Source organism: Flavobacterium polysaccharolyticum (genome assembly GCF_038739875.1).
Taxonomy (GTDB): Bacteria; Bacteroidota; Bacteroidia; order Flavobacteriales; family Flavobacteriaceae; genus Flavobacterium; species Flavobacterium polysaccharolyticum.
Window position 1 is genome coordinate 1 of record NZ_JBCGDP010000122.1, and the last position, 218, is coordinate 218.

Here is a 218-nt window from a genome sequence, read left to right on the forward strand (position 1 = left end):
ATTACAATCAACACCACCACAGGATTAATTAGTGGATTGATCGTTGGAACAGATTATACAGTAACATCAGGCAATGGAAGTTGTACCTCAGTAGCATCAGCCATCTTTAACAATGCAGCGCAATTGGTTACGCCAGCTGTTCCGACAATTAGTTCGACAGCAGCGTCTTGTTCGTCAGCAGAAACCAGTACGATTAGCAATTACAATGCATCGAATAC

Annotated in this window: 1 protein-coding gene; it reads left to right on the forward strand. The window is 42.2% G+C overall.

Annotated elements, in window-relative coordinates; all coding sequences use genetic code 11:
• Nucleotides 1-218 (forward strand): hypothetical protein (locus tag WFZ86_RS20335; protein ID WP_342693643.1); only part of this gene is annotated, 218 nt, incomplete at both ends.